The sequence below is a fragment of the uncultured Acinetobacter sp. genome, from assembly GCF_947624825.1.
In the GTDB taxonomy this organism is placed as follows: Bacteria; Pseudomonadota; Gammaproteobacteria; order Pseudomonadales; family Moraxellaceae; genus Acinetobacter.
The window spans coordinates 37,282-49,930 of record NZ_CANQLZ010000017.1; the positions used below are offsets into that span (position 1 = coordinate 37,282).

General features: G+C 42.9%; 10 protein-coding genes. 8 read left to right on the forward strand and 2 right to left on the reverse strand.

All coding sequences use genetic code 11. The features are described 5' to 3' along the window. Positions 1-2 precede the first annotated feature (2 nt). The gene (locus Q0017_RS05690) at positions 3-1,334 is read right to left on the reverse strand and encodes a Na+/H+ antiporter NhaC family protein (RefSeq protein ID WP_298143959.1); all 1,332 of its coding nucleotides are present in this window, start codon (positions 1,332-1,334) and stop codon (positions 3-5) included. Positions 1,335-1,699: 365 nt separating this feature from the next. Between Q0017_RS05690 and trpA the strand changes: the two genes are divergently transcribed. From trpA to Q0017_RS05710, 4 genes are read left to right on the forward strand one after another with little or no spacing between them, the layout of a single operon-like run. Further along, positions 1,700-2,503: a tryptophan synthase subunit alpha gene (gene trpA / locus Q0017_RS05695; RefSeq protein WP_298143962.1), complete on the forward strand. Its 804-nt coding sequence runs from the start codon at positions 1,700-1,702 to the stop codon at positions 2,501-2,503. Next, positions 2,500-3,396 (forward strand): acetyl-CoA carboxylase, carboxyltransferase subunit beta, encoded by an 897-nt coding sequence (gene accD, locus Q0017_RS05700; RefSeq protein WP_298143965.1) that lies wholly within the window; start codon positions 2,500-2,502, stop codon positions 3,394-3,396. The genes trpA and accD overlap by 4 nt, the downstream gene beginning before the upstream one ends. Beyond that, positions 3,393-4,679, forward strand: a complete 1,287-nt coding sequence (gene folC, locus Q0017_RS05705; RefSeq protein ID WP_298143967.1) for a bifunctional tetrahydrofolate synthase/dihydrofolate synthase — start codon at positions 3,393-3,395, stop codon at positions 4,677-4,679. Before accD ends, folC begins: the two co-directional genes overlap by 4 nt. Then, complete coding sequence (locus tag Q0017_RS05710; RefSeq protein WP_298143987.1) at positions 4,676-5,602, forward strand: SPOR domain-containing protein; 927 nt, start codon at positions 4,676-4,678, stop codon at positions 5,600-5,602. The genes folC and Q0017_RS05710 overlap by 4 nt, the downstream gene beginning before the upstream one ends. Before the next feature lie 159 nt (positions 5,603-5,761). Here Q0017_RS05710 and Q0017_RS05715 read toward each other — a convergent pair whose 3' ends face one another. Beyond that, positions 5,762-6,403 carry a peroxiredoxin gene (locus Q0017_RS05715; RefSeq protein ID WP_298143970.1) on the reverse strand — a complete coding sequence of 214 codons (642 nt, stop codon included), beginning with the start codon at positions 6,401-6,403 and terminating at the stop codon, positions 5,762-5,764. A 282-nt stretch (positions 6,404-6,685) separates the two neighbouring features. On the opposite strand from Q0017_RS05715, the gene secA reads away from it, so the two are divergent. The 4 genes from secA (at position 6,686) to nadA (ending at position 12,423) form a co-directional block, all read left to right on the forward strand. Next, positions 6,686-9,394 (forward strand): preprotein translocase subunit SecA, encoded by a 2,709-nt coding sequence (secA, locus tag Q0017_RS05720; RefSeq protein ID WP_298143974.1) that lies wholly within the window; start codon positions 6,686-6,688, stop codon positions 9,392-9,394. 118 nt (positions 9,395-9,512) lie between these two features. After that, complete coding sequence (locus Q0017_RS05725; RefSeq protein ID WP_298143977.1) at positions 9,513-9,848, forward strand: hypothetical protein; 336 nt, start codon at positions 9,513-9,515, stop codon at positions 9,846-9,848. 144 nt (positions 9,849-9,992) lie between these two features. Continuing rightward, positions 9,993-11,213 carry a bifunctional glutamate N-acetyltransferase/amino-acid acetyltransferase ArgJ gene (argJ, locus tag Q0017_RS05730; protein ID WP_298143980.1) on the forward strand — a complete coding sequence of 407 codons (1,221 nt, stop codon included), beginning with the start codon at positions 9,993-9,995 and terminating at the stop codon, positions 11,211-11,213. A gap of 142 nt (positions 11,214-11,355) precedes the next feature. Beyond that, positions 11,356-12,423 (forward strand): quinolinate synthase NadA, encoded by a 1,068-nt coding sequence (nadA, locus tag Q0017_RS05735; protein ID WP_298143983.1) that lies wholly within the window; start codon positions 11,356-11,358, stop codon positions 12,421-12,423. The last annotated feature ends 226 nt before the right edge of the window (positions 12,424-12,649 follow it).

Below are 12,649 nucleotides of genomic sequence, written 5' to 3' on the forward strand. Positions count from 1 at the left end.
TTTTAAGCTGTTTTTAAACGTGGATAACGTAGCACAATCGCGATCACGGCAAAAATTGCCAACACCCAGCAATAATACACACTACTGATCAATTCTACAGGGGACATCTTGGCAATTGAGCATGCCAACAAAAGTTGTGCACCATAAGGAATTAAACCTTGAATTACACATGAAAAAATGTCCATTAAGGCAGCCGCACGTTTTGGGTCAACCCCATATTCTTTGGCCACTTCACGTGCCATGTCGCCAGATAAAATAATCGCAACAGTATTATTGGCCACAAACAAATTGGCAAACACCACCAACAAGCTCACCCCAATTTCACCAGCACGTTGACGCCCAACTTTAAAATAGCGAGTCAGTTGGTAAATACGTTCAATCAGCCACTGTAAGCCACCTTCACGCTGCATCAAGGCCGATAAACCGCCTAAAAACATGGATAATAACGCCACTTCAAACATGCCGACAAAACCGTCGTAAGCAGCATTATTAATTTTAAAAATATCCAAATCAGGTTGGATCAATAGACCCATTAATGCAGAGAGCAACACGCCAATTGTGAGGACAGCCAATACATGCAAACGGCTAAAAGCCAAAGCAAATACCGCCACATAAGGCACAATTAACCATGCATTAAAATCTTGATATTCAAGCGCATTAGACGATTGGCTTAAGAAAAAGTAGATCACCATGGTCGCTAAAGCGGCAGGCACAGCAATCCATACATTGACCCGAAACTTATCACGAAGTTGCACTTTTTGACTGGTGGTGGCTGCAATGGTGGTGTCTGAAATCATGGATAAATTATCACCAAACATTGCTCCGCCCACCACCGCACCAATGGCATAAATTGCTGCAATATCTGTGGCTTGTGAAAAACCAAAAGCAATTGGTGCACATGCTGCAATCGTGCCCATTGACGTGCCCATTGCGGTGGCAATAAATGCAGCAATTAAAAATAGCATGGGCAGTACAAAACTAGGTGGAATCACCGATAAGCCCAATTGTACTGTGGCATCTACGCTACCAATGGCACTACTGACACTGGCAAAGGCACCTGCGAGCATAAATACCATAAACATTAAAATTAAATTGGGATGGCTGGCGCCTTTGAGTAAGGTCTCAATTCCTTCATTGATGGGACCGCGATACAACAATACAGCCAAAATTAAGGCAGGAATGGCAGCAACTGGTGCCTTCATTTGGTAAAAGGCAAATTCAGTGCTAATCAGGGTGTGGTAAATTCCACTACCTAAAAAAATGGCCAAAAAAACAATCAGTGGCAACAGTGCTAACATACGTGCTGGCACTGGTGGGATGGTTTGGGACGTCATAGGGAGATAAAAAAATATACAAGAATATGCCTAGTATAAAGCAGCTTTTGCTATTTGCTGCAAATTTAAATGTAAATGCTAACTTGGCTTTTTATATCAGATTTTTATAGATTAAGCCCAGTTGATTGAAATCAAGGCAATTTTTTAAACGCTAAAATTAGGCATCTTTGATCATTGAGAAAAAAAAGCAAATATTAGTAAATGTAGCACATAGGTTTGTTCTGATGAAAAACCCCAAAAACACCTCGTGTATGTGTACCTTAAGTACGCTACCCAAGCAGTAAAAAATAGCGTTACAATGCTTGCGTCTTGTATTCATACAAAACCTAAGCCTCCGTTTCAATACTCAAGGAATGTACAACCCTATGTCACGTTTAGCCAGCCGATTTGCCAAGCTGAAATCACAACAGCAAAAAGCTTTAGTTTCTTATGTGATGGCCGGAGATCCGCATCCACAAGTCACTGTTGATTTATTACATCAGATGGTGGCCGCAGGGGTAGATGTGATTGAATTGGGTTTACCATTTTCCGATCCAATGGCTGACGGCCCCGTGATTGCTTTAGCCGCTGAGCGTGCTTTAGCGGGGGGCACTAATACCTTGGATGCGTTGAATATGGTCAAAGCATTCCGTGAAAAAGACAGCAGCACACCGGTGGTTTTAATGGGTTATTTAAATCCTGTTGAAGTGATTGGTTATGAACAGTTTGTCGCAACAGCGCATGAGTGTGGTGTAGACGGCGTATTGTTGGTCGATTTGCCACCAGAAGAAGCCGATGATTTTAATGTTGTATTGCAAAAATACGACATGGATCAAATCTTCTTGCTTGCACCGACTTCAACGGATGAGCGTATTGCTTATGTGGCTCAACATGCACGTGGTTTTATTTACTATGTGTCATTAAAAGGGGTAACAGGGGCGGCTACTTTAGATGTATCTGAAGCGGCAAATCGTATTGAAAAAATTAAAGCAGTCACTGATGTCCCTGTAGGTGTAGGTTTTGGTATCAGCGATGCGACCTCAGCCAAAGCCATGGGCGTTGCTGCAGATGCGGTGATTGTAGGCAGTGCTTTTGTGAAACAATTTGCCACTTTAGCGCCAGAACAAGCCGTGATTGAAACGGTTAATAAAGTCAAGGAGCTTCGAGCTGCGCTCGATGAGTTAGTATGAATCAACAAGTGAAAGCAGGGAAAGTTCTTAGCCCATCGACGCCGTGGACTGAGCGCGGTGTACCAGGTATCCATCTTCCCGATGAACAACAAACCTTTAAAGCAACATCAACTGAACCTACGGTTGAGTGTACTGAATGTCATGCTTTAGTGACCCGTACTGCGATGTCATTTAATGCCTATGTTTGCCCACAATGTGACGAACATTTGCGTATGAAAGCGCGTGAGCGTTTAACTTGGTTCTTTGATCAAGTGCAAACAGAACTTGGTCAAGAATTCCAAGCCAAAGATCCACTCAACTTTGTCGATAGCAAAGCTTACCCAGATCGTATGGCAGAAGCGCAAAAGAAAACCGGTGAAACTGAAGCTTTAGTGGTAATGCAAGGCTTAGTGAAAAACTTGCCAATGATTGCTTGTGCTTTTGAGTTTGACTTTATGGGTGGCTCAATGGGAACCGTTGTGGGTGACCGTTTTGTTCAAGCTGCTGAAAAAGCCATTCAAGACCGTCAAGCGTTGGTGTGTTTTGCAGCCTCTGGTGGCGCACGTATGCAAGAAGGCATGTTGTCTTTAATGCAAATGGCGCGTACCTCAGCCGCTATTCAACGCCTTAAAGATGCAGGTTTACCGTATATCGTGGTGTTAACGCATCCTGTATATGGTGGTGTAACAGCATCTTTAGCCATGCTTGGTGATGTGCATATTGCTGAACCTAAAGCCATGATTGGTTTTGCAGGTAAACGTGTAATTGAGCAAACGGTACGTGAGACCTTACAAGAACCATTCCAACGTGCTGAGTATTTACTTGAGCATGGTGTAGTCGATCAAATTGTTCATCGTCATGCATTACGTGATACTGTATATCGCATCGTTACGAAATTAATGAACTTACCTTGAACACACAAGCTCCACTTGCAACAGATTCTTTAGCAACATGGCTCGATTATTGGGGCCATGTTCACGTCACCGGTATAGATTTAGGCTTAGAACGCGTGATTCCCGTCGCTGAAAAGCTCGGCGTGGTCAATCCACAAGCCAAAGTGTTTACCGTGGCGGGCACCAACGGTAAAGGTTCCACCACCACCACTTTAGCTGCAATTTTAAAAGCAGCAGGGTATGATGTGGGGCTTTATCAATCACCGCATATTTATCGCTTTAATGAGCGAGTTAAATTAGGTGGTGTAGAAGTTGATGATCAAAGTTTGGTGCAAGCCTTTGTACAAGTGGATCAAGCACGCCGTGAATGTGGTTTAAGTCTTTCTTTTTTTGAGGCCACCACACTTGCGGCGTTTGTGATTTTTAAGCATAAAAATTGCGATGTTTGGGTTTTAGAAGTCGGTTTAGGCGGACGTCTAGATGTGGTTAATGTGGTCAATCCTGATGTGGCAGTAATTACCAATATTGGCTTGGATCATACCGATTGGTTAGGCGATACGATTGAAAAAATTGCCTTTGAAAAAGCCGGTATTATACGTGCCAATATTCCTGTCATTTTTGGCGGTCAGCAACAATTACCACAAGCGATTGCCAATAAAGCAAAAGAATGTCATGCAGAGCTTTACGCGCTGAATCGTGACTATTTTTATTCTATGGATGACAACGCTCAAACATGGAATTTTGCCTCAAGTGCCACCACTTTAAAATTGCCGACAGGTCATTTGGCTTTAGATAATATTTCAACCGCAGTTGCAGCTGTATTGGCCAGTGGTTTAAACATCAGTCATGCAGCTTTAAGTGAAGGTATTCAAAATGCCAAATTACAAGGTCGTTTTGAAGTGCGTCAAATTCAAGGCAAAACCGTGATTTTTGATGCCGGTCACAATCCACATGGCGTTGAATTTTTACTTAAACAATTAAAACAGTATCGTGTGTATCACCCGCAATACACCGAAGTGGTCAGCGTTTTTTCAATGTTGACCGATAAAGACATTCAATCTGTGATTGAACTGTTGAAAGATCATATCGCTTTGTGGAAAATTGCAGCACTGAATGTGCCACGCGCCGCGCCTTTAGCGCAATTAGATACGGCTCTGGGTCACAATAATGTGCAGCATTTTGACAGTGTGAAATTAGCTTTTAAATCAGCGCTCGATGAAACAAACAAGAATCAGCTGATTTTGGTATGTGGTTCATTTCATACCTTAGAAGCGGTATGGGAGTATTTGCAAGAATGTCAATGAATAACAAACAACGCTTAATGGGTGGTGTTGTTTTACTCGGTGGGGGCGTGCTGTTAGCCGCACTTTTGCTCAAAGGCAAAGAAGAAATCCACCAAAACAATATTCGTACCTCAGATTTGGTGGAACAAGTTCAACAAAAGCCAAGCATGCCAAACGATGCCGAGCCAGTGGTGCAACTGCAACCTTTAACCGTTGATGTAGCAACAGAACAACGTTTGTTGGCAGAACAGCGCCGATCGCGTGAGCAAGCTGTGGCAGAGCAAGAAGCACGCGCAGCTGAATTTTTAGCGATGCAACAACAGGCTGAAGCAGAAGCTGCACGTAAAGCGGCTGAAGAATATGCTGCTTTAAATGCACATCGGGCAAGTCAGCAAAGTTCAGACAATATTCCACCTGAATTGGTAGAAGATGATAAAGCTAAGCAAAAACGTTTAGCTGAAGAAGCCAAAAAAGCCCAAACAGAGCAAAAAACGGCTGAGCAAAAAGCCGAAGAAAAACGCAAACTAGAGGCTGATAAAAAAGCCGAAGAAAAGCGTAAAGCAGATGAAGCCAAGAAAGCCGAAGAAAAGCGTAAAGCTGAAGAAGCCAAAAAAGCTGAAGAAAAACGTAAGGCTGAAGAAAAGCGCAAAGCCGAAGAAGCGAAAAAAGCTGAGAGCAAAAAAGAAGGTAAACCAAATGGCAGATGGATGGTACAAGTTGCATTAGCAGCCAACCAAGCCAATGCAGATGCCATAGCAGCCAAATTAAGTGCCCAAGGCTATAAAGTCACCAAAAGCCCAACCTCAAAAGGGGTACGGATTATGGTCGGTCCTGCTAAAGACCGTGAAGCAGCCGATGATTTGCGTAAAAAGGTCAACTCTGATCCAAGCTTAAATACCAAATCAGCTTGGGTGATTGATTGGGTACCCCTAGATCAGCGTTAAGCTTTGTTAATATTGAATAATAAAAGGGATAGCTATGTGACCTATCCCTTTTATTTAATATAAAAACTATGTACTACGTTTATGTTGCGCAAAATTAAAAAGCAGAGCTTTTAATTGCTTGCCAGCCATTGCATAGCTATGGCTGTTGCGCTCAGACGTTTATCCTTGTTCAGGCTGTGGTGTGAGGCGTAAATAAGGCGTGATGGCGGTATAACCTTTTGGAAAGCGTTGCTTGATTTCATTTTCATCTTGTAAAGACGGCACAATCACCACATCGTCACCATGTTGCCAATTGGCAGGTGTGGCTACCTTATAATGGTCGGTAAGTTGTAATGAATCGACTACGCGTAACACTTCATCAAAATTACGTCCTGTGGATGCAGGATAGGTAATGATTAAACGCACTTTTTTATGTGGATCAATAATCACCAAAGAGCGTACCGTTAAGGTTTCACTGGCATTGGGATGAATAAAATCATAGAGAGTAGAAACTTTGCGATCTTGATCGGCAATGATGGGAAAATAGACCTCAGTATGTTGTGTCAGGTTAATGTCCTTAATCCAACCATGGTGTGATTCAACATCATCCACCGATAATGCAATGGCTTTCACATTACGTTTTTCAAATTCAGTTTTGAGCTTGGCTGTAAACCCCAATTCAGTGGTACATACGGGGGTATAGTCAGCAGGGTGGGAAAATAAAATCCCCCAACTGTTGCCTAAGAACTCATAAAAATCAATTAAACCTGTGCTTGAATCTTGCTGAAAATTGGGTGCAATATCACCTAAACGTAAACTCATAGCAACCTCTCAAAATATTCATTTTTTGTCTGTGTTCATCACTATGCCCAAAGTTTTATATAATTAAAAATGTTGTTTTGAGATATTTTTATCATAAAAAATGCTAAGTAAGTGCGTGATGTGCCGCAACCTTGCCTCTTGGATGGCATGCTTACCTCGTGCTGCAACAACATTTTTTTATCAAGGAGAGTGGAAAAGCCTTGTACTTGAAATTTCTAGCACCATAATAACGCTTAACAACAATTTTTTTCTTTTGACAAGCAAGATTTAGAGAGTCTATTCATGTTGGCAAGTCTGATCGGAGGAATCTTCGGTACCAAAAATGAGCGTGAACTCAAACGCATGCGTAAAATCGTAGATAAGATTAATGCGCTCGAGCCGACGATATCTGCCTTAAACGATGCAGACTTATCTGCAAAAACCCAAGAATTCAAACAACGTTATAACAAGGGTGAAAGCCTCGACCAACTCTTGCCTGAAGCTTTTGCGGTATGTCGCGAAGCCGGTAAACGTGTTATGGGCATGCGTCACTATGACGTGCAGCTCATTGGTGGTATTACCTTACACGAAGGTAAAATTGCAGAAATGCGTACCGGTGAAGGTAAAACCTTAATGGGTACCTTGGCGTCGTATTTAAATGCTTTAAGTGATCAAGGCGTGCATGTCATTACCGTCAATGATTACTTAGCGCAACGTGATGCTGAATTAAACCGCCCTTTATTTGAGTTTTTAGGTTTAAGTATTGGCGTGATTTACTCCATGCAAGACCCAACCGAAAAAGCTCAAGCCTATCGTGCCGATATTACTTACGGGACCAATAACGAATTTGGCTTTGACTACTTACGTGACAACATGGTGTTTGCACTTGAGGAGAAAAAGCAGCGTGGTCTAACCTATGCCATTATTGATGAGGTCGATTCGATCTTAATTGATGAGGCACGTACACCTTTGATTATTTCAGGTCAGTCGGATGATTCGTCGCAGCTATATGCGGCAATCAACAGCATTCCACCTAAACTTATTCCACAAAAAGAAGAAAAGGTGGCGGATGGCGGCCATTTTTGGATTGATGAAAAGCAACGTTCTGTTGAAATGACTGAAATTGGTTATGAAACGGTTGAACAGGAACTGATTGCTATGGGTTTGTTGGCAGAAGGTGAAAGTTTATATTCAGCTGCCAATTTAAACCTCGTGCATCATGTAACAGCGGCAATTCGTGCCCATTTCTTGTATCAACGCAATGTGCAATACATCATCCATGAGGGTGAAGTGATCATTGTAGATGAAAACACCGGTCGTACTATGCCGGGTCGTCGTTGGTCAGAAGGCTTACACCAAGCGGTAGAAGCCAAAGAAGGTTTAGAAATTCAACCTGAAAACCAAACGCTAGCTACCACCACCTTCCAAAACTATTTCCGTTTATATAAAAAGCTGTCAGGTATGACCGGTACTGCCGACACTGAAGCTGCGGAAATGAAGGAAATTTATAGCCTAGATGTGGTGTTAATTCCAACGCATCGCCCAATGGTACGTAAAGACCATGACGATTTAATCTACCTCAATCGTGAAGGTAAATATAACGCGATTATTCAAGAAATTCAGCGTATTCATGAAGCAGGCGTTGCACCCATCTTAATTGGTACAGCCACCATTGATGCCTCAGAAATTTTATCTGAAAAGCTTAAAGAGGCAGGCATTCACCACGAAGTACTCAATGCCAAACAGCATGAGCGTGAGGCCGATATTATTGCACAAGCCGGTGCGCCACGTGCAGTAACGATTGCCACCAACATGGCTGGTCGTGGTACCGATATTTTACTTGGCGGTAACTGGAAAGCCTTATTGGCTAAAATTGAAAACCCAACCAGCGAAGATGAAGCACGGTTACGCGCAGAGTGGGAGAAAAACCACGAAGCGGTGTTGGCATCGGGTGGTTTGCACATTATTGGTTCAGAACGTCACGAATCACGTCGTATTGACAACCAATTACGTGGTCGTGCAGGTCGTCAAGGTGACCCGGGTGTGTCGCGTTTCTATTTATCACTTGAAGACGATTTGATGCGTATTTTCGCAGGCGATCGTGTGGTGAATATGATGAAAGCTATGGGGCTTTCAGAAGATGAAGCGATTGAGCACAAAATGGTGTCACGCTCGATTGAAAACGCACAGCGTAAAGTAGAAGCGCGTAACTTTGATATTCGTAAAAACCTGCTCAAATACGATGATGTGAATAACGAACAACGTAAGATCATTTATTCTCAACGTGATGATATTTTGGCAGAAAGCTCACTGCATGCTTATTTAGAAGAAATGCATCGTGAAGTGATGAAAGGTGTCATTGAAACCTATATTCCACCTGAGTCGATTCATGATCAATGGGATGTGCCAGGTTTAGAGGAAGCATTACGTGAAGAATTCTCAATTGACTTACCAATTCAGCAATGGCTTGAGCAAGATCGCCGTTTAGATGAAGAAGGGCTGGCGCGCCGTGTTACCAATGACGTGATTGCGCGATATAACGCACGTCGTGAACAAATGGGTATCGATTCAGCAGCCATGCTTGAGCGCCACTTTACTTTAAGTTCACTCGATCGTCATTGGAAAGAGCACTTGGCGGCAATGGATTACTTGCGCCAAGGGATTCATTTACGTGGTTATGCACAAAAAAATCCTGAGCAAGAATACAAAAAAGAAGCCTTCAACTTGTTTGTGAGCATGCTCGCGGTGATTAAATCTGATGTGGTGACAGATTTATCGCGTATTCATGTACCAACACCTGAAGAAATTGCAGCCATGGAAGCGCAACAACAAGCGCAAGCAGAAGCACAAGCAGCTGCGTTACAGCTTAACTTAGCCAATGAACCACAACCTGTGGTTGATGCGCAGTTTGAGCAAATGCAAGTTGAAAAATTTGCAGCCCCTGCAAGCCGTAATGCACCATGTCCATGTGGTTCAGGCTTAAAATACAAGCAATGTCACGGTAAAATTTAATTTTACGCTGTAAAAAGCCACTCGATCGAGTGGCTTTTTTATGCTGTTGTGAATAGTGTTTGCAGTCGGTGCGATTCAATGTTATTTAATGACTGATTTAAAATCTATGGACAATACAATGAAAAAAGCCCTAAAAATCGGTTTAGTTATTTTAGCAAGCCTGCCAACTTTGGCTTTGGCTGAGCAACTGACCACTACACCTGAAAAAGTGAAAGCCGCGATTGGTCCACAAACCGCTCAAGCAATTGTTAAAGATAATCAAGTGACAGTGATTAGCCCACGTACTGGCATTAGCTATACTTTTAACAATGACAATAAGCCAATTGTGTTACAAACCCAAGCCATTGTTGCAGCCAATAGCGTTAATGCTGGGCGTATTGTGGCAGCTAATCCAGCCTTGTCTGTAGAGAGCCAGCAAAAAGCCAAGCAAGCACTATTAGATGCTGCTAAATAACGCGCTTAACATATATAAGGCCAGTCAATCGACTGGCTTTTTTATTGATTTAGAAAAAACTGCATTTCGCGTTAAAGACTCGATTTTTTTATCAATATCTAATAAGCTGTGTTTTTCATATAAAACCAAATTGGAAGTTTAAAAATGGCAGTCGGTGACGTAGCAATGCCACAGATGCATGTGGTGCAAGGGGTAAAAATTGGTTCCGCTGAAGCGTATGTGCGTTATCAGAATCGACGTGACCTTGTCATTTTTGAATTTAGCCAAGGTACTAATGTAGCCGGTGTATTTACCCAAAATGCCTTTTGTGCTGCACCTGTTCATGTGTCTAAAGCACATTTACAACAAGGTAATCCACGCTATTTAGTGATTAATACTGGTAATGCCAATGCGGGCACCGGTAAAACTGGTATGACTAATGCGATTGGGACCTGTGAAAAATTGGCTGAATTGGCAGGTGTTAGCCAAGCAGAAATTTTACCGTTTTCAACTGGTGTAATTGGTGAGCAGTTACCTATGCCACGTGTGTTGGCAGGTTTACAGCCGGCATTAGACAGCTTAAAAAATGACGCATGGCTTGATGCTGCAACCGGTATTATGACTACAGATACCACGCCAAAAGGTGCATCTGAGCAGTTTGAGCTAGATGGCATCAGCTACACCATGACCGGTATTTCTAAAGGCGCGGGTATGATTCGTCCAAATATGGCGACCATGCTTGGCTTTGTGGCAACCGATGCGCCTATTTCGCGTGACTTGGTGCAACACATGCTGTCTGCAGCCGTGAATCAATCCTTTAACCGTATTACCATTGATGGTGATACATCAACCAATGATTCATGTATTTTTGCAGCAACAGGTCAAGCGGGTGGTGTAGAAATTAGTTCAAGCGATGATCCACGTTTTGAACAAGTTTTAGCGGTATTTGTGCGTATTATGAAGCGTCTTGCACAGCTGATTGTACGTGATGGCGAGGGTGCAACCAAGTTTATTACGGTTGCGGTTGAAGGCGGACACAATACCCAAGAATGTTGTGATATTGCCTATAGCATTGCGCATTCGCCATTGGTAAAAACTGCACTGTTTGCTTCAGATCCAAACTGGGGGCGTATTTTGGCTGCCATCGGTTATGCTGGCGTTAAAGATTTAGACGTTGAAAAAATCCAAGTGTGGTTAGATGACGTGCAAATATGTAAAGATGGTGGTGCCGCCGAAGACTATACCGAAGAGGCAGGTTCACGTGTGATGGCGCAATCTGAAATCACTATTCGTGTGGCTTTGGGGCGTGGCGATGCCAAAGATACCGTCTATACCTGTGATTTATCTTACGACTACGTCAAAATCAACGCCGACTATCGTTCGTAATATTATTTTGTATGATCAGCCTCACTCGTGAGGCTTTTTTATCACCGTTATTTTTTACTCACTGGTCAAAAAAGCATGATGCCATTTTGATCAGATTTGACCAATCAGGCTTAGCAGCAAGCCTTTATGTAGGGAACACACTATGAACAATGCGACCAATCTAATTGCCAATGAAGCAAAAGGTATTGTGCAAGCGCATTTGGATCGCCTAGGTGAGCCAAAGACAGCTCAAATGTCTGAAGCAGTCAAGCAAGAAAAATTTGCCCAAATTCTTGCCGAGTTAAAAAAACGCGATGCAGTTTTGGTGGCGCATTACTATTGTGATCCTGAAGTGCAAGAGTTAGCAGAGCTGAGCGGCGGTTGTGTGTCTGATTCTTTGGAAATGGCACGTTTTGGGCGTGATCATAGTGCGCAAACTTTGGTGGTGGCTGGGGTTAAATTTATGGGTGAAACCTCAAAAATTTTATCGCCTGAAAAAACTATTCTCATGCCAACTTTAGAAGCCACCTGTTCACTTGATCTCGGTTGTCCTGAAAAAGAATTCGCAGAATTTTGTGATCAGCATCCTGATCATACAGTCGTGGTGTATGCCAATACCTCAGCTGCGGTGAAAGCCCGTGCCGATTGGGTGGTGACGTCAAGCTGTGCGGTAGAAATTATTGAACACTTAGATAGCTTAGGTGAAAAAATCATTTGGGCACCGGATCAGCATTTAGGTCGTTATATTCAGCACAAAACGGGTGCTGAGATGTTGCTTTGGGATGGTGCTTGTATTGTGCATGAAGAGTTTCGTGCTCGCGGCATTGAAAACATGAAAGCCATCTATCCAGATGCAGCAGTGTTGGTACATCCTGAATCACCACTGTCTGTGGTAGAAGTGGCCGATGCAGTGGGAAGTACTTCACAACTGATTAAAGCGGCACAAACTTTACCGCATGAGCGCTTAATTGTGGCCACTGACCGCGGCATTTTCTACAAAATGCAGCAAGCTGTACCAAATAAGATCTTAATTGAAGCACCAACCGCAGGTGAAGGTGCAACGTGTCGTTCATGTGCACATTGTCCATGGATGGCCATGAATGAGTTAGATGGTATTTTGCAAGTTTTACAACATGGCGACCAAGAAATCCATGTTGATCCGGCTTTAGCGCAGCGTGCCAAATTGCCACTTGATCGAATGTTGGCCTTTAGCGCACAGTTAAAACGTTGAAAATTAGTAAAAAATCTTAGATAAAGCCCATAATCGTTGCTTATTTAGACGTTTGATGTGTTTTTTTGAGTTTTTTTAAATATAGGTGTTGACGTGTCCGCACGTCACGCCTAAAATGCACACCGTACCGAACGAGATGTTCGATACGAAAAGCTGAGATGAATCGGAGCATAGCACAGCCTGGTAGTGCACCTGGTTTGGGACCAGGGGGTCGTAGGTTCGAATC